This is a genomic window from Cohnella kolymensis, assembly GCF_000829465.1.
Classification (GTDB): domain Bacteria; phylum Bacillota; class Bacilli; order Paenibacillales; family Paenibacillaceae; genus Cohnella; species Cohnella kolymensis.
Window position 1 is genome coordinate 39,409 of the sequence record NZ_JXAL01000033.1, and the last position, 20,648, is coordinate 60,056.

At 52.4% G+C, this 20,648-nt stretch carries 21 protein-coding genes and 2 pseudogenes; 1 reads left to right on the forward strand and 22 read right to left on the reverse strand.

Annotated features, from left to right (window positions below):
• Positions 1-62 precede the first annotated feature (62 nt).
• On the reverse strand, positions 63-317 hold the full coding sequence (locus tag SD71_RS19885; protein WP_041067202.1) for a hypothetical protein: 255 nt from the start codon (positions 315-317) through the stop codon (positions 63-65).
• Between the two features lie 215 nt (positions 318-532).
• On the opposite strand from SD71_RS19885, the gene SD71_RS19890 reads away from it, so the two are divergent.
• A complete protein-coding gene (locus tag SD71_RS19890; RefSeq protein WP_041067205.1) occupies positions 533-2,065 on the forward strand; it encodes a multicopper oxidase family protein in 1,533 nt (510 codons plus the stop codon).
• A gap of 72 nt (positions 2,066-2,137) precedes the next feature.
• Here SD71_RS19890 and SD71_RS19895 read toward each other — a convergent pair whose 3' ends face one another.
• The 21 genes and pseudogenes from SD71_RS19895 to spoIIIAG all read right to left on the reverse strand — a co-directional run bounded on the left by SD71_RS19895 (position 2,138) and on the right by spoIIIAG (position 20,621).
• Positions 2,138-2,689 (reverse strand): tetratricopeptide repeat protein, encoded by a 552-nt coding sequence (locus SD71_RS19895; RefSeq protein ID WP_052476443.1) that lies wholly within the window; start codon positions 2,687-2,689, stop codon positions 2,138-2,140.
• Positions 2,690-2,752: 63 nt separating this feature from the next.
• On the reverse strand, positions 2,753-3,172 hold the full coding sequence (locus tag SD71_RS19900; protein ID WP_041067208.1) for a VOC family protein: 420 nt from the start codon (positions 3,170-3,172) through the stop codon (positions 2,753-2,755).
• 101 nt (positions 3,173-3,273) lie between these two features.
• On the reverse strand, positions 3,274-4,083 hold the full coding sequence (gene spo0A / locus SD71_RS19905; RefSeq protein WP_041067211.1) for a sporulation transcription factor Spo0A: 810 nt from the start codon (positions 4,081-4,083) through the stop codon (positions 3,274-3,276).
• Positions 4,084-4,333: 250 nt separating this feature from the next.
• The gene (spoIVB, locus tag SD71_RS19910) at positions 4,334-5,659 is read right to left on the reverse strand and encodes a SpoIVB peptidase (protein ID WP_041067214.1); all 1,326 of its coding nucleotides are present in this window, start codon (positions 5,657-5,659) and stop codon (positions 4,334-4,336) included.
• 125 nt (positions 5,660-5,784) lie between these two features.
• Positions 5,785-7,470: a DNA repair protein RecN gene (gene recN, locus SD71_RS19915; RefSeq protein WP_041067217.1), complete on the reverse strand. Its 1,686-nt coding sequence runs from the start codon at positions 7,468-7,470 to the stop codon at positions 5,785-5,787.
• A 45-nt stretch (positions 7,471-7,515) separates the two neighbouring features.
• Positions 7,516-7,965: a transcriptional regulator AhrC/ArgR gene (ahrC, locus tag SD71_RS19920; RefSeq protein WP_041067219.1), complete on the reverse strand. Its 450-nt coding sequence runs from the start codon at positions 7,963-7,965 to the stop codon at positions 7,516-7,518.
• Entirely contained in the window at positions 7,962-8,519 is a 558-nt protein-coding gene (locus tag SD71_RS19925; RefSeq protein ID WP_052476444.1) for a hypothetical protein, read from the reverse strand. Before SD71_RS19925 ends, ahrC begins: the two co-directional genes overlap by 4 nt.
• 112 nt (positions 8,520-8,631) lie before the next feature.
• Positions 8,632-9,486, reverse strand: a complete 855-nt coding sequence (locus SD71_RS19930) for a TlyA family RNA methyltransferase (protein WP_041067222.1) — start codon at positions 9,484-9,486, stop codon at positions 8,632-8,634.
• Positions 9,486-11,381: a 1-deoxy-D-xylulose-5-phosphate synthase gene (gene dxs, locus SD71_RS19935; RefSeq protein WP_041067225.1), complete on the reverse strand. Its 1,896-nt coding sequence runs from the start codon at positions 11,379-11,381 to the stop codon at positions 9,486-9,488. The genes SD71_RS19930 and dxs overlap by 1 nt, the downstream gene beginning before the upstream one ends.
• A gap of 143 nt (positions 11,382-11,524) precedes the next feature.
• On the reverse strand, positions 11,525-12,436 hold the full coding sequence (locus tag SD71_RS19940) for a polyprenyl synthetase family protein (protein ID WP_052476445.1): 912 nt from the start codon (positions 12,434-12,436) through the stop codon (positions 11,525-11,527).
• A 2-nt stretch (positions 12,437-12,438) separates the two neighbouring features.
• Positions 12,439-12,726 carry an exodeoxyribonuclease VII small subunit gene (gene xseB / locus SD71_RS19945; RefSeq protein ID WP_041067228.1) on the reverse strand — a complete coding sequence of 96 codons (288 nt, stop codon included), beginning with the start codon at positions 12,724-12,726 and terminating at the stop codon, positions 12,439-12,441.
• Positions 12,701-14,080 carry an exodeoxyribonuclease VII large subunit gene (gene xseA, locus SD71_RS19950; protein WP_041067231.1) on the reverse strand — a complete coding sequence of 460 codons (1,380 nt, stop codon included), beginning with the start codon at positions 14,078-14,080 and terminating at the stop codon, positions 12,701-12,703. The genes xseB and xseA overlap by 26 nt, the downstream gene beginning before the upstream one ends.
• A 29-nt stretch (positions 14,081-14,109) precedes the next feature.
• Entirely contained in the window at positions 14,110-14,952 is an 843-nt protein-coding gene (folD, locus tag SD71_RS19955) for a bifunctional methylenetetrahydrofolate dehydrogenase/methenyltetrahydrofolate cyclohydrolase FolD (protein ID WP_041067234.1), read from the reverse strand.
• Positions 14,953-14,964: 12 nt separating this feature from the next.
• Complete coding sequence (gene nusB / locus SD71_RS19960) at positions 14,965-15,426, reverse strand: transcription antitermination factor NusB (protein WP_041067237.1); 462 nt, start codon at positions 15,424-15,426, stop codon at positions 14,965-14,967.
• 146 nt (positions 15,427-15,572) lie between these two features.
• On the reverse strand, positions 15,573-15,800 hold the full coding sequence (locus SD71_RS19965) for a DUF2273 domain-containing protein (RefSeq protein ID WP_041067240.1): 228 nt from the start codon (positions 15,798-15,800) through the stop codon (positions 15,573-15,575).
• A gap of 14 nt (positions 15,801-15,814) precedes the next feature.
• A pseudogene (amaP, locus tag SD71_RS19970) lies at positions 15,815-16,379 on the reverse strand (alkaline shock response membrane anchor protein AmaP).
• Between the two features lie 168 nt (positions 16,380-16,547).
• A complete protein-coding gene (locus SD71_RS19975) occupies positions 16,548-16,955 on the reverse strand; it encodes an Asp23/Gls24 family envelope stress response protein (protein WP_041067243.1) in 408 nt (135 codons plus the stop codon).
• Between the two features lie 138 nt (positions 16,956-17,093).
• Entirely contained in the window at positions 17,094-18,455 is a 1,362-nt protein-coding gene (gene accC / locus SD71_RS19980) for an acetyl-CoA carboxylase biotin carboxylase subunit (protein ID WP_041067246.1), read from the reverse strand.
• A 20-nt stretch (positions 18,456-18,475) separates the two neighbouring features.
• Positions 18,476-18,963 (reverse strand): annotated as a pseudogene (gene accB / locus SD71_RS19985) (acetyl-CoA carboxylase biotin carboxyl carrier protein).
• A gap of 244 nt (positions 18,964-19,207) precedes the next feature.
• Positions 19,208-19,921: a SpoIIIAH-like family protein gene (locus tag SD71_RS19990; protein ID WP_041067249.1), complete on the reverse strand. Its 714-nt coding sequence runs from the start codon at positions 19,919-19,921 to the stop codon at positions 19,208-19,210.
• A gap of 37 nt (positions 19,922-19,958) precedes the next feature.
• Positions 19,959-20,621: a stage III sporulation protein AG gene (gene spoIIIAG, locus SD71_RS19995; protein WP_041067251.1), complete on the reverse strand. Its 663-nt coding sequence runs from the start codon at positions 20,619-20,621 to the stop codon at positions 19,959-19,961.
• Between the last annotated feature and the right edge of the window lie 27 nt (positions 20,622-20,648).

The window sequence follows — 20,648 nt, forward strand, 5'->3', positions numbered from 1 at the left end:
GATGAAAAATTAATAAAAAAGCCCGCGCGAACCGGCGATCCGGCTGCGGCGAGCTGCTTAGCTTAATTGGTAAATAACTGATCTTCACTCATCGTAACTAAGCGATTGCGTATATGTTCGAGCCCGACTGCCGCTTCTTTCCACCAGGCATCGGAGTCCGGTTTCAGGTGCTTGATCGTCTCAACCCCTCCATATACCAGGTCAAGCTCTTGCAAATCTTCCGCCCGGCCGTGAACGTTCTGTTTGGCTCTATAAAGCATGTCGCCCACTTCACGATACAAATTGTCCAACAGCTGTTCTTTATTTAGGTTTTCCAATGTCATTACCCCCAATAGTGAATCGCTCCCTAGGAGCCTAAATACTGGCTTGCTTGCTTTCCAAACATATAAACAGGAAGAAGGGGTTGTGAAACAATTGCAAAAAATAGAACTGTCAACACTTCCCCATTCGAATTTATCATACATGGCTTGTCTATTTTATAACCTTTAGAAAGAAGATCATTAATATGAGCAGGTTAAAAAGGAGCGGGAATATGACACTCTCTAAATTTGCGGATGAACTCCCCATTCCCCCTATTTTACAAGCTCGATGGAAAGATGCGTCTCATACTTATTATGAAGTGAGAATGACGGAATTTAAGCAATCTCTCCATAGTGAGCTGAATGATACGACTGTATGGGGCTATGAAGGCAGCTATCCGGGACCTACAATTGAAGTGGAGAGCGGGGAAAAAGTTTTTATAAAATGGATCAACGATCTTCCGGATAAGCATTTTTTGCCGATTGACCATACCGTGCATGGTGCCGAGTTAAATAAACCGGAAGTACGAACAGTGGTACACGTACATGGCGCTAGTGTCGAGTCGGAAAGCGACGGCTATCCGGACGCTTGGTTTACCAAGGGATTCAAACAAGTCGGTCCCTATTTCCGAAAGCAAATCTATCGATATGATAATTACATGCGGGCTGTCACCCTCTGGTATCACGACCATACGATCGGGATCTCACGGCTAAATATATACGCGGGATTGGCGGGATTTTACCTTTTAAGAGATCAGCGGGAACGTTCATTGAATTTACCGAGCGGGCGGTATGAGGTTCCTCTTATTATACAAGACAAGACTTTTAATAAAGACGGTTCTCTATATTACCCGAAACAGCCGGACCCGCCGGTACCGGAATTAGAGACGTCGATCGTTCCGGAATTTATTGGGGATACGATCTTGGTGAATGGCAAAGTATGGCCGTATCTCAATGTGGAACCCCGCAAATATCGATTTAGGCTGTTAAACGCGTCCAACACCCGGTTCTATAGGCTGAAGCTGGATTCGGGGCAGCTTATGTATCAAATCGCAACGGATTCAGGCTTCATGCAGCACCCGATCGGAGTGAAGGAAATCATGCTGGGTGTTGCTGAACGAGCTGAGGTGATCATTGATTTTAGCAATCTTGCGGGCAAGAACATTATCATGACAAATGATGCCCCCGCTCCTTTCCCCACCGGAGATCCTACAAATGAAAATACAGGCACCGTAATGCAATTTCGAGTGACGCTCCCGCTGTCCAGTGTGGATACGAGTGTAATTCCGGCTTATATGGTACCTTTTGTGCCCGTGAAAGAAGAGTCAGCTTCGAAAATACGATACCTGACCTTAAACGATAATATGGATAAGTACGGCCGTGAATTCATGCTGTTGGATAACAAACAGTGGGATGCCCCCATCACGGAAAATCCGAAATTGGGCGCAACCGAAATATGGTATCTCATCAACTTAACGACGGACTCACACCCGATCCATATTCACTTGATTGATTTTCAAATCTTAGACCGCAGAAATTTCGATGTAGAAAAGTACAACAAGGAAAAAGTTATTCATTATACGGGTCCTGCGATGCCTCCCGAACCTCAAGAGCGAGGAGGAAAGGATACCGTGAGAGCGAATCCGAACCAGGTAACTCGAATTATTATGAAGTTTGGTCCTTATACAGGGTTGTATGTATGGCACTGTCACATCATGGAGCACGAGGATTACGAAATGATGAGACCGTTTATTGTGATCCGTTAGATGTAAGCGGCTGGCAGCGGCTTAGTTCATCCGGTGTCGTGTTTTCTTTGCTTTTAAACCGCCGGCAGCGGCTTAATTCATGATGAAGGGACCGCAACGGCAACTCCTTCGTGACTTTTCATTCACTGGGCTGTCTGATATCATTCTGGCGTAGTTCGCCAGCGAACGCTGATATCTGGGCAAATGACGAGACAGCGCCGTCAATGCGAGCGTGACTGCTTCACGCTGACGCCCGATGTCAACGAGAGCAAGCGCCAGGAAAGCAGTGACCGCGTCGTTCAGTTGATCAGAACCTGCGTTCCGCTCGGTGGTCAGCAATTCGACACTCTCTGATACGCGGCCGATGTTTCGTAAGGAGCTCGCCATCTGGATGACAGCCCGATGTCGACGCTCACCCTGCAACCCGAGATGAAGTGCCTGCCGATACAACGGCACCGCTAGGTCGGAATGGCCGGTCGTGTCCAACGAGGACGCGCGTTCGAACATCGCCACCGCGCTGTCTGCGGGTAATTCAGCGGCCAGTTGCTCCATCAGGCCCACGAACTGTTCCTCGCTGTAGTTATTGATGGATGCCCACAGAGCCGATATCCGCTGTTCCCATTCCGCATTTGCATTTTCATCCATTACGTTTCTCCCCCGAATCTGTAAAAAAAGGTCATGCTTGAAGCGAACGCCGACGGCGACAGGTCACACTTTTCTTATCGATGCCAGCATCTCCAAATAGTGTGAATTGTACATAATGCCTAATATGTTCCCAAAGGGATCAACCACGGAAGCAGTGATGAACCCCTCGCCGCGTTCATTAATTGCCTCGTACTCTTTCGCTCCCATTGAAAGCAGCTTCTCGAAAGTTGCTGTCACATCATCGACGTGCCAGTACACGATCGCACCTCCCGGGTTGGTCGCCGAACCTTTGGGTGCGTACCGGCTATTAATCAGGCCCAGCTCGTGCTGGTAATCGCCAAGACGAAACTCGGCATAACCTCCTGGGACTTCGAAGTATGGCTGTATGCCCAGCAACTCAGAGTACCACTTCTTAGCTGCTTCTAGATCATCCGTCCAAAAACTAACAGTGGTGAGTCCTCGTAATGTCTTTGTTTCGATCATATTCTATATCCTCCTCAAAATAATTGTATACTCCGCCGGCATCCATACGTATAGAGCAAAAAAGCCTCGGCAAATTGCCGGGGCTCTTCGATTTATCGCTGTTAACTTACCTTATGCTCGATACGCAGCTTGTCGGCAACCATCGCGATGAACTCGCTGTTCGTCGGCTTCGACTTCGCAATGCTGATCGTATAGCCGAAAAGGTGGGAAATGCTGTCGATGTTGCCGCGCGTCCAGGCTACTTCGATCGCATGACGAATCGCCCGTTCGACGCGGGATGGAGTTGTCTTGAATTTTTCAGCAATTGCAGGATATAGCGTTTTTGTAATCGCCCCGAGAATTTCGATGTTGTTGTACACCATTGTGATGGCCTCGCGGAGATACTGATACCCCTTAATATGTGCCGGAACGCCGATTTCATGTATGATGCTTGTAATATTCGCGTCAAGATTCTTCGGTTTGCCAAGCGGAACGATATTGGATCGCATCGAGTTACCTGCAGAACTTGTCGTTATCTGCGCGGAAGAGGCGCTGCCCGCTAATTGGCGGATACGGTTGGCCAGCACGTCCATATCGAACGGCTTGAGTATGTAGTAGGAAGCCCCGAGTTGAACCGCCCGTTGTGTAATGTTCTCTTGTCCGAACGCCGTAAGCATGATGATCTTAGGCAAGCCGGGCAAATTCATGTCGCGCAGTTTTTCCAGAACTCCAAGGCCGTCTAAATGCGGCATAATAATATCGAGGATCATTACATCCGGAATCCTGCGGGATTCCTCCAGCTGACGAATGACCTCTTCTCCGTTGTACGCCACTCCGATGACCGTCATATCATCCTGCTCTTGGATGTATTCTGATAACAAATTCGTAAATTCTCGGTTGTCGTCTGCAAGAAACACTTCAATCCGCTGCAATGTCTGGTCCTCCCTTTCTCTGGGCGAGATTTATTATTATCATGAGTGAAAAACGCTTATCGTTTCTCTGTATATCCGTTTTCGACACTGCATTTCGTTATTCCTTCTGAATTAGAAAATATTTCTTTATTTTTTTCGGCAATTGGAATATAATTAATAATTTACGTCATAGAGCGGCAAATGTTGATTTTTTTCGCTTTTTTTCGACATCGCGATGATTCCTTTTATAAAAATGAGCAATTCTAAGGCGTTAAACCGCCTTAGAAGTTGTTTGCTCAGGGTCCAGCATAATACCGGCGTCTTGCAGCATCCATTCGATAAAGCAGCCATAGCCCGATGTCGGATCGTTGACGAATACATGTGTAACGGCTCCCACCAATTTCCCCTTCTGAATGATGGGGCTTCCGCTCATACCTTGGACGATACCGCCCGTTTTTTGCAGCAATTTCGGATCCGTTATCCGTATGACCATTCCTTTGGTAGCCGGCGCAGCCTGCTTCGACACATGGACAATGTCAATGTTGAATCGTTCCACCTTCTGACCGTTAACGACCGTCAAGATTTGAGCAGGTCCCTCTTTCACCTCTTCGGCGAAAGCGATCGGAATCGCCGACCGGTGATAAGAGTGGTCTGGCATTTGTTTCATTTGACCGAAGATGCCGAAAGGCGTATTGCGTTCTACGCTGCCGAGCGTCTTGCCTTCTCTGATGAACTGCGCCCTCTTCTCCCCCGGTTCGCCGTTCTGGCTTTTTGAAATGGAGGTGACGTTCGACTGCAGAATTTCGCCGCTGCCCACCACGATCGGGGTTTGCGTGTCCATGTCCGTGATCACATGGCCTAATGCGCCGTACACTCCTTGATCCGGTGCGTAAAATGTCAATGTGCCTACACCCGCAGCCGAATCACGAATGTATAAGCCGAGCCGCCAAGCTTTAGCTTGTTCATCGAAAACAGGCGTCAACTTTGTTCTGAACCGTTCCTTACCGCGCTGGACAAGCAACTGCAGAGGTTGGCCTGTACGTCCGGATTTCTCCGCGTATTCCGCAATCTTGCCGATGTCGCTGCATATTTCTCCATTGATTTCGACAATCAGATCTCCGAGCTTAAGCTTGGCATCTTCGCCCGGTGAAATCTTGCTTGATCTGTTTTGCACCAAATGATGGCCGACAACCATAATACCAGCGGATTTTACTTTAACGCCGATCGTTTGCCCTCCCGGTATTACCCGTAAATCGGGGATCACTTGAAGACGGACCGTTTTGAATGGGATTTTGCCGAACAGGCGCAGCTTCAAATCGGTAACGCCGCTGTGCCTCGGCTGGATGGATAACGGCTCTCTAAGGTCTACGCGCACCCTTGACTTGTTGCTGCCGTTAATGACGGCAACCCGGGGGTTCAGGCTGCCTTGTGCGTGCACGGGCATCGCATAATGGAGAGACACGGGTTGTCCCTGAAACATACGCACTTTGTCCGGAAAAGCGGCAAAATGTTGAATGGGGGCGGACCAAACGGCGAAACTTAAAAATAGAACGAGGACAAGGCCCAATCGTCGTCTTCTGGACGGATTCTGATTCAAGGTTTCACGCTCCCTTACAGTCGTGACCGGCGTGCGCAGGCGCCGATGGCGTACCTATAAGGTAACCTTGCCCCATCCCTTTTATGTTGCCGAAAAGCTTCCTACATGTTTGATTTTTCCCGTCATTACGCGTTTTTTTGACGTTCGGCCAATGCAAGCATTTCTTGTGCGTGATGACGGGTTTTTTCCGTAACTTCCACCCCTCCGAGCATTCTGGCGAGTTCTTCGACCCGCTCATCCGGCTTCAGTTCCGTGACCGATGTTTGCGTACGCTCGTCCCCTGTGACCTTTTTGTTGATTTCGTATTGGTGGTCGGCCATACAAGCCACCTGAGGCAAATGGGTGATCGAGAATACCTGACAATAACGCGAAAGGATGGACAATTTCTCAGCGACGGCTTGCGCCGCTCGGCCGCTCACGCCGGTATCCACCTCGTCGAATACCAATACCGGAATTTCATCAATTCTGGCGAAAATGGCCTTCAACGCGAGCATGACGCGGGACATTTCACCGCCGGAAGCGATCTTGCCGAGCGGCTTAGGCGGCTCTCCGGGATTTGTGGAAAGCAGAAACTCGGCGCTATCGGTTCCATTCACGGAAAGGGCGCCGGCTGTCAGTTTGACTTCGAACACAGATCTGTTCATTTGGAGGTCGGAAAGCTCCTGTTCGATGCGGGATGCCAGAACGCGCGCCGCATCGCGGCGAATGGAGGACAACAGCTCAGCCCTGGCTCTAAGATCCTGTAAAAGACCTTCCTCCTTGTCTGCGAGCTCGCGCAGCAGATCATCACGGTTTTCCAACTGTTCCGTTTCCGATTGAATTTTCGTCTGATAAACCAAAATATCTTCGACGGTTTCACCGTATTTGCGTTTCAATGAATGGATGAGATCAAGACGGTCTTCAATCTGTGCGAGCCGTTGCGGATTAAACTCGATATTCTCCCTATAATCGCGCAGCTGGAACGCGGCGTCTTCAACACTGTAGTAAGCGGATTGCAATTGTTCAACCAGCGGCCCCAGAATCGACGGATCAACCTGCGCAATGTCCTGCAGCCGGCTAAGCGCGCGCGAAATGGCCGATAATCCTTTATCCCCGTATAAGTGCTCGAACGCTTCGTTCACGGATTCGGACAGCTTCTCCGCATGGGTCAGCTTCCGCTTTTCATCCCCGATGGATTCGTCCTCTCCCGGCATTAGCCTTGCGCTGCTGATTTCCTCCAATTGAAAACGGTATAGGTCCAGCATCTGCATGCCTTGCCGCGATTTCTCCTCCAGCTCGCGCCGCTCGCGGCTGACCGCTTGATAATTATGAAAAACCGCCCGATAGGCGTTCTTGTGCTTCGCCATTTCTTCGCCCGCGAACAAATCCAGCCAATCCAAATGCCGCTCGATGCGGAGAAGCGATTGATGCTCGTGCTGTCCGTGAATATTCACTAGATGCTCGCCCAATTCCCTCAGCATCGACAGCGTGACGTTCTGCCCGTTGATGCGGGCCGATGACTTGCCCTGGCTCTGGAGTTCCCGGCGTATAACAAGCCCATCTTCCCTGTCAGCCTCGACGCCGAGGCGCTCCAGTGTGTCCCAGGCGGGATGATGATGAGGCAGATCGAACAATGCTTCAATATCCGCCCTGTCGCTGCCATGACGAATCATATCGGCAGATCCTCTTCCTCCGGCGGCCAGCGCTAACGCGTCGATGACAATCGATTTTCCGGCGCCGGTCTCCCCTGTGAGCACATGAAACCCTGGATGAAAGTGAACCGAAATATTCTCTATAACCGCCAAATTCCGGATACGCAGTTCCTGAAGCATGAAAAGCCCCCTCTGTATCGAAAAAATAATCAAATGCGGATTCCGTTATTCCATCATATCGTGAAGCCGTGTCACAATGCTCTGCGCCTGGCTTTTGCTGCGGGCGATCAGCAGGATCGTGTCGTCTCCGCCGATCGTTCCCATCACGTCAGGCCAATCCATACCGTCAATCAGTGAGCAGATCGTATTGGCCGTACCAGGAAGACATTTCAGCACAAGTAGATTTTCCGCGGCTTCAGCGCCGAGAAAGTGGTCTAATAAAGCGCGTTTCAGCTTGTGTGCCGGGTTAAACCGCTGATCTTGAGGCATGGAGTATTTGTAACGACCGTCTTCAAGCGGGACTTTAATAAGCTGGAGTTCTTTGATATCACGAGATACCGTCGCTTGCGTAACCTGCATGCCTTCGGTTTTCAACGCATCGACAAGATCTTCTTGCGTTTCGATTTCTCTTGTTCCGATAATTTCCCGAATTTTACGCTGTCTTTGTCCCTTCATTCGTCATCCTCCACCTTAAATCGCACTGTCTTAACAAGTCCGTCCCGGGAGTCCACGACCAGGATGCCTTCACAGTCCGGGAACAGTAAAGCGTATACAAGCAGGCGTTCCCGCAGTCCGCTGGCCGTCCACTCCAGCGGCTGCCGCGCCCGGTCCAGCTTCACGAGATAATATTTGTCATCCTTCGCTGCCAAGTAATCGAAGTATAGGCGCGTTGCCTGTGTAGGCCCGTCGTCTATCGCCACGCCCAAGGGAATCCTGTGCTTCCCCGACAAAACTTGATATCCATAATTTTCGATCAACTCAACGGTTTCATCCCGGTCGACGCCTCCGGCTACCGCAAGCCTCCGCAGCTTTGCACCCGGCGGCTCATGCAGCCATCGATTGAAGCGCCGCCACACCCACCAAATCATCACACCGGCGGCAGCCAGCGTGAGGATCCAATCGCCAAACCTTTCCACGATGTAACCTCCCAAGTAACCGGCTTCTGTCGCCCTTGGAAAAGCTGTCGAATCGTGCCTGCGCTGAGTGCTCTCTTTTCCTTTCGCGATCAATCGGTCATTTCCTGTTTCCCTATGTAAAAAGCAAAACCCGCAGCCGCCCAAGAAGGCCCGGCGAATCACTCGGCCGTTCTTCGGCAGCTCCGGGTACAACCGGGCAATCAGCTCAATGCGCAGTACGGCGAAACGTGGAGGTTGCTTCTTCCACAGTCTTCTTGACCAGATCCGGCATGCGTTCCCTAAAATCGGAAGCTGCCGCCTGTTCTCCCGACAACCGCCAGTAGGCCAAAAATTCGATATTTCCCTCTCCGCCGGTGATCGGGGAAAAGGTCAGTCCTTGAAGCGCGAAGCCCAGCTCATGTGCAAACGATAACACTTCACGAAGTACGGAGACATGCACCGCCGGGTCCCTGACGACACCGGACTTGCCTACCTGCTCCCTGCCCGCTTCGAATTGCGGTTTGATCAGGGCTACGGTTTCCCCGTCCTCGCGCAGCATCCCGGCCAGTACCGGCAGGATCAGCCTCAGCGAGATAAAGGACACATCGATTGTGGCGAATCCCGGTTTTGGTCCTTCAAGCTGATCGGCCGTCATGTGCCGGAAGTTCGTCCGTTCCATTACATGTACACGCTTGTCCTGCCGCAGCGACCAATCCAATTGGTTGTAACCCACGTCGACCGCGTAGACCTGTGCGGCACCATGCTGCAACGCACAATCGGTGAAGCCGCCCGTCGATGCGCCGATATCGAGCATGACGATATCGGTCAAGTCGATTCCGAACTCCTTGATCGCTTTCTCCAGCTTCAGACCTCCGCGGCTGACATACGGATGCGGCGCTCCTTTGACGTTGAGCGCCGCGTCGCGCGGCACTTTCGTACCGGCTTTATCCACGCGCTCGGTTCCAACATACACCAAACCTGCCATGATTGCGGCTTTCGCCTTTTCTCGGCTGTCGAAATAGCCGAGCTCCAGCAGCAGCACATCCAATCGTTCCTTAGCCGAGGCTGTCGTCTTGTCCATCAGGTGGCCCGCTGCCTCTTGCGCACAGCTAAGGAGGACAACTGCTGCGCTACAGCTTCAGCGGTCAGACCGACCATCGCCCGCTGCTCCTTGATGCTCGCATGCTCTACGAACACGTCAGGCACACCGACAATCTGAACCGGCACCGATTGAATGTTCTGGAAAGAGTAAAACTCCAGAATGGCACTGCCCAGGCCGCCCAGCACCGAACCTTCCTCCAGGACCATCATCGGAATTCGTTCCTTGGCCAGCGACAGCAGTATCGCCTCATCCAACGGCTTGATGAAACGGGCGTTAATGACGCGGACGTTCAACCCTTCCCGCTTGAGTAAATCGGCTGCTTCCTCCGCCACCTGCACCATCGGCCCGACGGCTAATACTGCGGCATAGTCGCCATCTCTAACCGTTTCCCAAGTGCCGATCTCGATCGGTGACGGAAGGACATCCATTTCGACGCCGATACCGGAGATCCGAGGGTACCTCACCGCAATTGGGCCATCCGAATAATCCACAGCCGTTTTCATCATATTTCGCAGCTCGTTTTCATCTTTGGGCATCATCAGAACCATATTCGGAATATGACGCAAAAACGCGATATCAAATACGCCGTGGTGTGTTTCCCCATCCGAACCGACAAAACCCGCTCGGTCTATGGCGAAGATCACATTCAAGTTCTGGCGGCAGATGTCATGAACCACTTGATCGTAAGCACGCTGCAAGAAAGTGGAGTAAACCGCAAACACCGGCTTCATCCCCTCCATTGCTAATGCTGCGGACATTGTGGCCGCATGCTGTTCTGCAATCCCGACGTCAAACATGCGATCCGGGAACTTGTCGGCGAATTTCAGCAGTCCCGAACCTCCGGGCATAGCCGGGGTAATGGCAACGATCCGGCTGTCCTGCTCAGCGAGTTCAATCAGCACATTCCCGAAAACTTCGGTATACATGGGGGGTCCGACCGGTTTGACGACCTGTCCGGATTCGATTTTATACGTGCCGGTAATACCATGCCATTTGTGGGAATCAGCTTCGGCATGGGAATATCCTTTACCTTTGGTGGTGATGACATGAACCAGTACCGGCCCTTGCACGGTGTCCGCCTGCTTGAACGTTTCGATGAGCTTCGGCAGGTCATGTCCGTCGACAGGGCCGAAATACTTCAATCCAAACTCTTCAAAAAGCATTCCGTCCGGCACGACGAGATATTTCAAGCTGTCTCTCACACGCTCGGCGGTCTTGGCCAGCTTGCCGCCGATTGCCGGAACCTTACGAAGCAGCCAGTCCAATTCCTCTTTTGCTTTTCGATATATTTTTTCAGTGCGTACTTTACTTAGATAATCATGCAGCGCCCCTACATTCGGAGCGATCGACATCTCATTATCGTTCAAGACGACCATCAGGTTTCGTTTCTCGTGGCCGATATGGTTAAGGGCTTCGAGAGCCATGCCCCCTGTAAGGGCTCCGTCCCCGATGATTGCAATAACTTTGTTGCTTTCACCCTTCAAATCGCGCGCCAAAGCCATCCCCATCGCAGCGGATAAGGATGTGCTGCTGTGCCCGGCTTCCCAGACGTCATGCTCGCTTTCGCTCCGTTTCACGAAGCCGCACAACCCGTCCTTCTGCCGAAGCGTGTCGAACCGGTGTTTGCGTCCGGTCAAAATTTTGTGTACGTAAGCCTGGTGGCCTACATCATAGATCAGCTTGTCCTTTGGGCTGTCATACAAATAATGAAGCGCCAATGTCAGCTCCACGACACCCAGATTGGGTGCCAAATGGCCGCCGGTTGCCGATAACTTTTCAATCAGAAATTCACGTATCTCTTGTGCCAACTGAGGAAGTTCGGGTAACGCCAGTTTTTTCACGTCAGTTGGGCTGTCGATCTTTTCGAGCAGCAAGTGTTGTTCCCCGCTTTCCCCGAATCAATATTAGGATCATTATATCATAAGCCAAATGAATACCCCAAGCGCCTAAAAAAAGAGCCCTTCACGGTGGGAAGGACCCTTGTAAAATAAAGGAACTGTGTTCCGTTATTTCCAACCTAATGGTCGCGCGACATCATGTACTCGGCGATTTCCAGCAATCGATCCGGCTTAGCCAGTCTCGCCTCAAGAAGTGCTTCGTTAGCTTCCGCCGTGAGCCGGGCAACCCGTTTGCGGCTCTCTTCCAGGCCGATGAGGTAGGGATATGTCACCTTTTCCTGGCGCTCATCGCTGTGAACCGGCTTACCGAGAATGGTTTCGTTACCGGTAACGTCAAGAATGTCATCTTGTATCTGAAAAGCCAGTCCGACATTTCTGCCGAACAAGCTTAACGCATGCAGCTGCGTCTCGTCCGCTTCGGCCGCATGGCCGCCTGCTCTAAGTGAAAAAGCGATAAGATCGCTTGTTTTGTGCAAATGGATGTTTTCCAGCTGGTCCAGTGACGTGATCCCTTGCTCCCCGAACATGTCGTCGGTTTGCCCGCCTACCATGCCCGAAATTCCGGCGTAACGCGAAAGTTCCTCAACCACCGCAACTACCCGTTCAGCAGGAACACCGCGTCTGAATGCTTGTGTAACCACATGGAACGCATGAGTCAGTAACCCGTCTCCCGCCAAAATCGCCATTGCTTCCCCATGTACCATATGATTCGTCGGTCGTCCGCGGCGCAGCTCATCGTTATCGAGCGCGGGCAGATCGTCATGGATGAGCGAGTAGGTATGGATCATCTCGACTGCGACAGCGAAAGGCATCGCCCGATCCGCTGCCGACTCGTGGCCGGCTACAGCTTCAGCGGCGGTCAGAACAAAAATCGGCCGCAGCCGCTTGCCGCCTGCGTGCAGCGAGTATCCCATCGCATCGCGCAAACGGTCTGGGACCTGCCAATCGCCCGGTATTGCAGTTCTCAAAGCTTCTTCCACCAAATCACGCTGCTGTTGTAAAAAGATGTCTAAATCGCCCGGTATGCTCACGCTTATTCCCCTTTATCTGTTGAACCCTCTTCCCGAGCCGGCGCAAACGGTTTGCGCTGAAGCCCTGTATCGCCCTCTACAAGCATTTCGATACGGCGTTCAACCTGTTCGAGCTTTTGTCCGCAGAGCTTGGAAAGCATCATGCCTTCCTGAAACAGCTCGATGGCCGTCTCGAGCGGCACATCTCCGCTCTCCAGTCTCGCCACGATCGACTCGAGCGATTCCATCGCTTGTTCGAACGTGACCTCTGAATAATCCTTTGTATTAGGATCCGCGCTGTTTTTCCCCATTAGGCTGCTCCTCTCCGTGAATACCCCAGACTTGGCAATCCAATTTACCGTCCGCAAGCCGTACCCGGATCAAATCTCCCGGCTGAACCTGGTTTACCGTACGGATCAGGGATTGCTGCCGCTCATCATAAACCAGGCTATATCCTCGTGACATGATCTTAAGCGGGCTCAATGCATCCAAATGACGCACCGTCGAGCCGAATTGGCCGGCCCGCTGACGCAGCAATCCGCCCATAGCCAACTCCAGCCCGCGCCGGGACGCAATAATCCGCTTTCTCGCATAGACCGCTTGCTGTGCGGGACTTACGGCGCTCAACCTGCCGCTGAGCCTCGCCAGCTTTTCTTGCGCGCGGGCATGGCCGGCTTCAATGCGATATTGCAGCCGATCCCGCAGTCTGTCCAAGCGTTCAGCCTGGACGAGTAAGCTGCGGCGCGGTTGTGTAAAATAAGGAGACCTCGCGGCATGCTGCCAGCGCTCACGTGATTTCCCAAGCAGAATACGGAGCGACTTGGCCATCCGCTGCTGCAAATGATCAAGCCCTTGCTTCATTTCGCCCGCGTGAGGCACCGCAAGCTCGGCCGCAGCTGTAGGTGTAGCTGCCCTTAGATCTGCGGCAAAATCCGAGATCGTAAAATCGGTCTCATGGCCGACCGCCGATATGACCGGAATGCCGGAGGCTCTAATCGCCCGGGCTACGATCTCCTCATTGAAAGCCCACAGCTCTTCCAACGACCCGCCTCCGCGTCCGACGATCAGCACATCCGCCTCGGCCAGGCTGTTCATCTCTTTGATTGCTTTAACGATTGCCGGAGCTGCGCTTTTTCCTTGCACCGATACCGGATAGAGAAGCACGTTAACGGCAGGATTCCGCCGTCCGATCGTGATAATGATATCCCGTACGGCCGCTCCCGTAGGAGAAGTGATGACGCCGACAGTCCGGGGATACCGCGGAATCGGACGCTTCGCATAATCTGCGAACAATCCTTCCCCTTCGAGCTTTTTCTTCAGCTGCTCGAAAGCAAGATAGAGGCTGCCGATGCCGTCCGGCTGCATCGCCGTCGCGTAAAATTGATATTGTCCATCCCGTTCATAAACGGATATGCCTCCACGCGCCAACACTTTCATCCCGTCTTTCGGGGCAAAAGGGAGCCGTTGGTTGTAGGAGGCAAACATGATGCTTTTAAGCCGGGAACCTTCATCTTTTAAAGTAAAATACATATGACCGCTGGAATGCCTGGTGAAATTCGAAATTTCACCGCGAAGCCAGATGTCCTGCAGGCTCCCATCGCCTTCCAGCCTCATCTTGATCAGACGATTAATATCGCGGATGCTGATCACACGCGTCGGTTCCATGAACACGGCTCCTTTCACGCGTATCGAAATTAAACGAGGCCGATAGAACGTTTGGCGGATTTTAAAGTATTAGCCATGAGCATCGTGATCGTCATCGGTCCGACACCCCGCGGAACCGGCGTAATCCAGCCGGCCGTCTCCACAACGTCGTCAAAATCCACATCCCCGCACAATTTGCCGTCCGGCAAACGGTTCATTCCCACGTCGATGACAACCGCACCCGGTTTGACCCAGTCTTTCTTCACCAGCTTTGCGACTCCAACCGCCACAACGAGGATGTCGGCTTGACGAGCCATTTCGGGTAAATTCGGCGTACGCGAATGGCAAATCGTTACGGTTGCGTTCTCACGCAGAAGCAGCATCGACACCGGTTTACCGACAATGTTGCTTCTGCCGATCACTACCGCGTGCTTGCCGGCAGGGTCGTTACCTGTACGCTTCAGCAGTTCGATAACTGCAGTCGGCGTACACGGAAGCAGCGCATCGTCCCCGATCATCAGGTTTCCGACACTAACCGGGTGAAATCCGTCTACGTCTTTCTCTACCGATATCGCGTCTATTACAGCTTTTTCTTTGATATGCTCGGGCAGCGGGAGTTGAACGAGAATCCCGTGAAATCGGGAGTCTTCGTTATATTTCCGAATAACGGAGAGAAGCTTTTCCTGAGAAGTCTCGGCAGGCAGCCGCACCACATCGGAGTAATAACCCAACTCATTGCAGGTTTTGGCTTTATTCTTCACATACACCTGCGACGCCGGATCTTCTCCCAACAGAATGACAACGAGTCCCGGAGTGATTCCCTTTTGCCGGAGACCTTCCACTTCCCGTCTCAGTTCCTCGCGAATCGAGTCCGAAATATTTTTGCCGTCGATTAATCCGTGCGCTCATCGTTTGTCACTCTCCTGCTGCCCGTCTTCTTCCCTCTCCCGCAGCATCCGTCCCAATACGCCGTTCACAAACTTCCCGTTCTCTTCAAGGCCGAAGTGCTTAGCCAGTTCGATCGCTTCGTTGATGATGACTTTAGGCGGAACGTCTTTACGAAAAATCATTTCGTAAGCGGCCAGCCGCAAAATTTGCCGGTCCACGCGTGAAAGGCGGTCTACTTGCCAGCCGGTCAGAAAAACCGCAAGTTTCCGATCAAGCATCTCTTTCTCAGTCAGCACGCCTTGAACCAATTCGCGAGTGAACGCATTGATCCCCTCGAGCTCTGCAACTTCCGCACCGATCTCGTTATCCTGGCGGGCTTCCTCCATCACGCTGTTGACCGCATCCTCGCCGGACACACCGTTCATTTCAACCTGATACAGGCTCTGTATCGCTATTTCCCTTGCAAGTCTGCGTTTCATGAGTCCTCCCGAAATGTGCGCTTTATACCGTCTTGAATCTATTATGGGGATGATCGGATACAAAAAAACCTATGACCGTCCTTCCCGCCGAAAACTGTGGAACCGATACTCCACAGTCCGGTCATGGCATGAACATTTCACAGGGATTATCGCGGGCCCGGCCACCGCTCCGTTACCCACTCCGTCAGGCGTTCCCAAGGAAAAAGCGGGCCTCGTTTCTCGTCCTTTTGCTTGCCGATCCAGAATGCAAGTCCCACCAGAAGAGCACAAAACAACATGTCCCAAAAACCTATCCATACATATATAAAAAAGAAAAAGAGGCCGGTCAATATACCGGAGATCCGTCCTCCGTAGGTTTCCCAAACTCTCCACATAGGCGGTGCTCCCCCTATTCTACACGGCTCTTAAAGGTAGTCGGCGCTTGCGTCACATTCGCGATGTAGACGGAAACGGCGGCCACGGGGATACCGGTAGCATCTTCGACATATTGCGATACCGTGCGCTGCATGTCTTCCGACAGTGCGGGAATGGACCCGTCACCGTCCACGAACGCCCGAATGAGAATTTCGAGGCCCGACTCAGCTACTTTTACCCGTGCGCGCAAATCCTTAACACCGCGCGTTCTGGAAGCGGCCTTAAGCGCAATATTCTCTACCGTTTCAACGGAGATCCGGATCTCGCCATGCTCGGTCCGCTGATTGATCGACGGAGCGGCACTGCCGCCGCGGCGTACGGACAAGATAAAAAAAGCGCAAGCTGACCAGCAATATAACGATAGCAGAGATAATCACCGCACCTTGTACGGCGCGCGATCCGCCGGTAAACTGGTCCACCCAGCGATGCAAACCGCTTTCAATTAACCCGCCGCTTGCGGCAATGACTGTGAAAACAGCCAATGCCCCGATTGCAGCACTATAAAGAAATAACAGCAGCCTGTCCAATATTTTGATCAACGGTAGAGTCCTCCCTGTCCTTGAATAGGCAAAGAACGCAGCGATAAATGCCGATTGATTGCAAAAGGCCTCTGCGAGGATTCCCTGAGGGAAATTCTCGTCAGAGGACCGTCTTGTGCAGGCCGCAGCCTTCCCGTCACCGCAGATGCCGGCGTGCGAGACCGTTAATTATCGAACTCGTCCTTGCGGCTCTTCCTCATCGACTTTGTCGACGGATTTGAAATGAACGTCGTGAATATGTACGTTAACTTCCACGACATTCAGACCTGTCATCGTCTCGATGGATCGCTTGACATTCCGTTGAATTTCCGCGGATATTTCCGGAATCCTTCGTCCGTATTGAATAATAATGGAGACATCTACAGCCGCTTCACGTTGGCCGACTTCCACCTTGACGCCTTTGGACAAGTTCTTCCGTCCGAGCAGCTCGCCGATCCCGGAGGATATTCCTCCGCTCATACCAGCCACGCCATCCACTTCCACTGTCGCCAATCCGGCTATCACTTCAATCACTTCCGGCGCGATCTCAATGGTGCCCATATCGGTCCGTTCGTAATCCGGGGCTATCGTTTCCATGCGCAGTTCCACCTCCATTGGCCCGGCGCAACTTGGGTAAGTCCGAGCTTTCGCCGTCACTATTAATAAATATAGCATTCGCGGATAATTATGACAAACGCTTGACCCGCATCAAGCGTCGAGTGAGCTGCAGCCGCACTAGATTTCTTCAGCGGCGTCCAGATCGTGCTCCTCGAGAAACTTGATGTCAAACGTTCCTTGTGCAAAGATCGGGTGGTTCATCAGTTTGAGATGGAATGGAATCGTCGTCTTGACACCTTCCACCACAAACTCGCCCAACGCCCTTCGAGCCCGGGCGATTGCCTCATCCCGCGTCGGCGCCCATACGATGAGCTTCGCAATCATGGAATCGTAATGAGGTGAAATCATATATTGCGGATAGGCCGCGCTGTCGACCCGGACTCCCGGACCGCCCGGCGGTAAATAAAAACCGATCCGTCCCGGCGAAGGCATAAAGCCGCGCTCAGGGTCTTCGGCATTAATACGGCATTCAATCGCCCAACCGTCGAATCGCACTTCTTCCTGTTTGAATGAAAGCGGCTCGCCTTCGGCGACGGCGATCATCTCTTTGATCAGATCGATACCCGTGATCATCTCCGTCACGGGATGCTCGACCTGAATCCGGGTATTCATCTCCATGAAGTAGAATTGCCCGTCAGGTCCAAGAAGATATTCAATCGTACCGGCCCCGGAGTAGTTAACCGCACGTGCAGCGCGCACGGAGGCGTCGCCCATGCGATCGCGCAGCTCCGGTGTCATGACCGGGCACGGCGCTTCTTCCACCAACTTCTGACGGCGGCGCTGTACCGAGCAATCGCGCTCGCCCAAATGCGCGACATTCCCGTGTTTGTCGGCAATAATTTGTATTTCCACATGCTTCATCCCGGTAAGGTACTTCTCCAGGTAAACACCCGCGTTGCCGAACGCTTTCTGCGCTTCCTGCTGGGCGGTCGAAATTTCACGAACGAGCATTTCTTCGTTCTCCGCCAGCCGAATGCCGCGTCCGCCGCCGCCGGCCGTTGCTTTGATAATGACGGGGTAGCCGATTTCCCGCGCTACGCGAACAGCTTCGTCGATATCTTCCACCAAGCCGTCCGAGCCCGGAATAACCGGAACATCGGCATCTTTCATCGTTAGCTTGGCTACCGACTTGTCCCCCATACGGCCGATCGCTTCCGAGGAAGGACCGATGAAAGTAATGTTGCAAGTCTCGCAAATGTCCGCAAAATCGGCATTCTCGGAAAGAAAGCCGTATCCCGGATGAATGGCGTCGCAATCGGTCAACGTGGCGACGCTCATAATATTCGTTATATTCAAATAGCTGTCCTTGGACGCTGTGGGTCCGATACAATACGCTTCGTCCGCCATTCGCACGTGAAGAGATTCACGATCGGCTTCGGAATATACCGCAACGGTGGATATGCCCAACTCCCGGCAAGCACGAATGATGCGTACCGCAATTTCACCGCGGTTGGCCACCAAAATCTTCTGAAATTTCAAGGTGAGAGCCTCCTCGGCGATTATTCCGGTTTAACGAGGAAGAGCGGCTGTCCGAACTCTACCAGCTGGCCGTTCTCCACAAGAATCTCCACAATCTCGCCTTTTACTTCCGCTTCCAACGGATTCATCAGCTTCATCGCTTCGAGGATGCAGACGACGGTTTTGTCGGTCACTTTGTCGCCTACATTAACGAAATCGGCTGCGTCCGGTGATGGGGCGCGATAAAAAGTGCCGACCATCGGAGACACGATGCGATGCAAATGAGAGGTGTCGGCAGCTGCGGGTTTCGCGTCCGGAACCAGTGCGCCCTGAGCAGCAGGCGGTAACGACGGGGTCGCAGCTGCAGGCAGATATGTATGAGAAGCCGGCGCGGTCTGCACATTCACGATCTCTGTACGTCCCGGCTTGCGGATCGCCAGACGCATGCTTCATTCTCGATTTCCAATTCGTGTACGGATGTTTGGTCTAACAATTTGATCAATTCTTTGATTTCACTAAGCTTAAACATGTCGGTCACTCCTTGATTCGGGGCTGCCCCGTCTAAAGAAAGCCTGTTCGTTGCCATAACGGAACTATTATACCACACTCGATTGAAATGGAAAGAGCCGTAAATAGTAGAGAGCGCTTGGGTTCAACCGCTCAGATCGCACGAAAACATTTGAATAATGCCGAAAATGCGCCAAGGGACACCCTCAGCATAAGCGATTCTGCTGAGCGGTATCCCTTGTTCTGCTTTAAACTTTGACGATAACTTAACTTGTCTTCACATACTCGATCGTCACCCGGTCAGGCGTAACAGCGAGTTCCTTCAAAGCCAGATCGAGAATGCCGACCGCTTGCTTTTTCTCCAGCTTATCGGACAAGACGATGACCTTGTAATTGCTCTTTTCTTCCGTGACGACGGCGTTATCGAAGTCCAGAAGCAGCTTGTCTTCCAGACTCGTGATTCTCTCATCCATATCCTGCAGACGGGTAAGCTCCTCAGCCGCAGTCTTCGCTTCTTCCGGACTGGACTTCCCTGCAGCGTAAATGGCCTCCAACTGCTCCTCCATCCTGCTCAGATTTTCTTTCCTTTCTCTTTGCAGGTTATCCAGAAGCTGTCTGCCTTTAGAATTTCCCACCTGTTCTAAGACCGCTTCGTCTTCAGGCGACAACGTGGCCGTTTCGTCTATACTACCCTCATCCTTCGTATTGCCCTTCGCCTCATCCTTCGCATTGTCTTGAGTGCCGGCAGTGTCGGAGACGTCATCCGTACCCAGCTCCGTGATCGGATTGATTTCCGAAAGCTCCATCCCGTCCTGCGTCGTGTCCGGCGAGCCTGTCGGGCCAAGAGCACCCGTCTGTTCGGTATTGTCGCTTGCGTTCTGAGCCGGCGATACGTCTTCCGTGAACAAGTAATAGGCCGATAGTATGACCATGAGACTCAGCATCGACACCAGCCAGATTGTTTGGCGTTTGTTATTCATTCGTTCATTCCTCCCAGATTTTATAAAATGCGAACGGTCAGGTTTTACGAGGAACGACGGAGATCCGGTGGATCGGCACGTCGAGCCCGCGGGATACCGCTTCGGCGATCAGCTTGTGAACGGTGCCGTTCTCTGCGCCTTTGGCGACAACGATAACGCCCCTTATACGAGGTTTGAGCTTCTTCACTATAATGGGAGACTGCTTGCCGTCGCCGGAAATATCGTACAACACAACCTGGCCGTCTTTGGTTATATTTGTGATGTGTCTGCGCGCTCCGTTACGGTCCGTTTCATCGGTGATTTCAGACATTTGCTTCTCATTGAGCTGCACGATCGTTTCTTCCGTCGAGTCGACGTTCACCATAACATCCGTGGTGCCTACGCCGACCATCGATTCCAGCAAATCTTTCAGCCGGCCTTCGAATTGGGTTTCGATGTCGGTAAAAGGATTGCTCTTGTCCTCTTTCGGTAAGAACGCCTCCGCTTGAGGAACATCTTCGTCATGCGGCGGAGAAAAGTCCGGATCCTGAGCCGGGTCAACCGTTTTGACGTTCAGCAGGGAGGCGGCGAGCAGCAAGGCCGCTCCGATCAAACCGATCAGGATGAGCAGGCGGAAAGCTTTGACTCTCCGAGCTCCGCCTGAACCTACGCCGGAACCTCCGCTGATGAACGATTCCAATTGCTGCAGCCATTTTGCCATCGTACACCTCCCTTTTTGTGATGACGG